The organism is Bradyrhizobium sp. PRIMUS42 (assembly GCF_023006515.1).
GTDB lineage: Bacteria > Pseudomonadota > Alphaproteobacteria > Rhizobiales > Xanthobacteraceae > Bradyrhizobium.
The window spans coordinates 1-2,635 of record NZ_JALBGZ010000805.1 but is presented as its reverse complement, the minus strand read 5'-3'; the positions used below and the strand labels follow the sequence as shown (position 1 = coordinate 2,635).

At 64.9% G+C, this 2,635-nt stretch carries 3 protein-coding genes; 2 read left to right on the top strand and 1 reads right to left on the bottom strand.

The window, feature by feature from the left end; translation table 11 throughout:
- Positions 1-387: uroporphyrinogen decarboxylase family protein (locus MOV75_RS33920; RefSeq protein WP_309486991.1), on the bottom strand; the 387-nt coding region annotated here is incomplete at its 3' end.
- Positions 388-493: 106 nt separating this feature from the next.
- On the opposite strand from MOV75_RS33920, the gene MOV75_RS33915 reads away from it, so the two are divergent.
- Positions 494-709 (top strand): hypothetical protein, encoded by a 216-nt coding sequence (locus MOV75_RS33915; protein WP_246931783.1) that lies wholly within the window; start codon positions 494-496, stop codon positions 707-709.
- 172 nt (positions 710-881) lie between these two features.
- On the top strand, positions 882-2,635 hold a 1,754-nt coding region (locus MOV75_RS33910), incomplete at its 3' end, for a diguanylate cyclase (RefSeq protein ID WP_247007517.1).

Here is a 2,635-nt window from a genome sequence, read left to right as displayed (position 1 = left end):
GAGCTTGAGCGCCTCGAACACCGGCGCGAGTTTGCCGAAGTCGGCGCGCGGTGCCAGCGTCGCGACCTTGGCGGGATCATCCAGCGGATCCAGCCGCGGGCCCTCGCCGACCTCGAACCGGACCGAGCGTCCGAGCGCATAGGGGATCACCAGAATATCCGAGAAGATGATCGCGGCATCGAAGCCGAACCTGCGGATCGGTTGCAGCGTCACCTCGGCCGCAAGCTCCGGATTGAAGCAGAGATCGAGGAACCCGCCGGCCTTGGTGCGCACCTCGCGATATTCCGGCAAATAGCGGCCGGCCTGTCGCATCATCCACATGGGCGGGATGCTCTGGCGCTGGCCGGAGAGCACGTCGATGAAGGGCTTTTTTGCAGATTGGGGCACGAATGGTCCTGAACAGGGTTATGGCTCCTGATACACCGCCTCGGCCCGCAGCGGAACAGGGGAACCAGCGCAACAGGGCCGCGTTGACCAGCCGATGGAGGACACCATGGCTGAGACATTCAATCCCGCGCCGCATGACAAGCACGCCGACGATCTGCACGAAGCGCTCGCTGCCGACCGCCACACCAAGCTCGATGCCGGGCTGAAAGATACCTTTCCCGCGTCCGATCCCGTGAGCGCGACTCAGCCGACGCCCTCAAAGGCCGATGTGGATGCCGACAATCCCTCGCTCTGGGACAAGGTTAAGGCCATCTTCAGCTAGCGGAGTGCGACGTCGGCTTCCGATCGGCTTGCTAATGTCCTGTTAGCGATGCGCTGATCCCAGCGTCCGTACGACTACGGAAAACGGGCCTATCGCGGCCTATTCCGGCGGTACTTTCAGAGTTCAATAACAGAAGCGGCAGAGGTTCCGAAACATCGGAGAACTCTGCCGCATGAGTGCTGCTACCCAACGAGTTGGATGGAGTCGCCTGCCGCTGCGCGCGGCGGCGTTCGTCGTGCTGACCTGCGTGACCATCCTCGGCGTCAGCGGCTGGCGCGAATGGGCCGCGCGCGATGCGGTGCTCAGGGGTACCGAGACCGAGATGGCGAACGTCGCCCGTTCGCTGACACAGCATGCCGAGGACAGCCTCGATCTCCTGGATTCCGGCGTCGTCGGCGTCGTCAGCCGGCTCGAGATGGACGGCGCCGGGCCTGCCACGATCGCGAAGCTGCGCACCCTGCTGGATGCGCGCAAGAAGGCGATCGAGCGCTTTCACAGCCTCGCCATCATTGATGACCAGGGCAACTGGCTGACCTCGCCCGGCACGATCGGCTCGACCCTCACCGACGATGCCTTCTTCCGCCATCACCAGCTCTCGCCCAAGCGCGAGGCCCATGTCGGCCGCCCCGTGAAGAGCTTGCTCGACGGCGAATGGGTCGTCACCCTGTCGCGCCGCTTCAACAAGCCGGACGGCAGCTTCGGCGGCGTGGTGCTCGCCACCATCAGCTCGAAATATCTTTCGCATTTCTACGAGCAGTTCGAGATCGGCCGCAACAGCTCGGTGACGCTGACTCATGGCGACGGCCTGATTGTCGCACGCAACCCGAACAACGAAAAGTTCGTCGGACACAGCGTTGCCGACAAGCCGCTGTTCCGCGACGCCAACCTGCAGCGACCGGGCGGCGCCTATCATTTCAAATCGCCGCTCGACGGTGCCGAGCGCGTCAGCTTTTTCAAGCGCAGCAGCCGCTACCCGCTCCTCCTGCTGGCCACCGTCGACAAGGCCGAACTGATCGCGCCTTGGCGCGCCGCGGCAATCTCCCGCATGCTCTACGTCATCGCGCTGGTGATGCTGATTGCGGTCATCGGTGCCGTGCTGGTGCGGCAGTTGCAGCGGGGCCAGCGCATGGCCGCGGCCCTGACCGAGAAGGAGGCGCATTTCCGCCTGCTCGCGGAAGGCTCCAGCGATATGGTGACCCGCATCGGGCTCGACGAGCGGCTGCGCTATGTCTCGCCCTCATCCGCGCGCGTCGTCGGCTGGCGCGCCAATCAGTTGATGGGCACGCCGGCACTGGCGGGCATCAATCCGGAGGATCTGCCGGAGGTCCAGACGATCGTCGACGCCATGAAGCGTGGCGAGAGGGAGGAGGCGCGCCTCACCTACCGCAACTCGCACCGGGACAACGGCGAAGTCTGGCTCGAATCGACCATGCGGGTGACGCGCAAGGACAATGGCCGCGTCGACGGCGTGGTCGCGATCTCCCGCGACATCACCGAGCACAAGAAGCTGGAAACCAGGCTCGAGACGCTTGCGATCGAGGACAGCCTCACCGGCCTTGCCAATCGCCGTCGCTTCGACGAGCGGCTGAAGGAGGAATGGGCGCGCGCCTATCGCGATCGCTCCAGCCTCGCTTTGCTCATGATCGATGTGGATCACTTCAAGGCCTATAACGACGAATACGGCCATCCCGCGGGCGATGCCTGCCTGCGCCTGGTCGCAAAGATCATCGCGGCCGAGACGCAGCGGGCCGGCGATCTGGCGGCGCGCTATGGCGGCGAGGAATTCGCCATGCTGCTGCCGAATACCGATGCCGCCGGCTGCGCCCGGATCGGCGAACGGATCCGCACTGCCATTCACGAGGCCGACCTCGTTCATAGCAGCAATCAAGCGTCTGGATGCGTCACCGCCTCGGTCGGCGGCGCGAC

Excerpts from the sequence above, each read along its gene's own strand:
- MOV75_RS33915 (WP_246931783.1), top strand. The coding sequence starts at position 494 with ATGGCTGAGACATTCAATCCCGCGCCGCATGACAAGCACGCCGACGAT.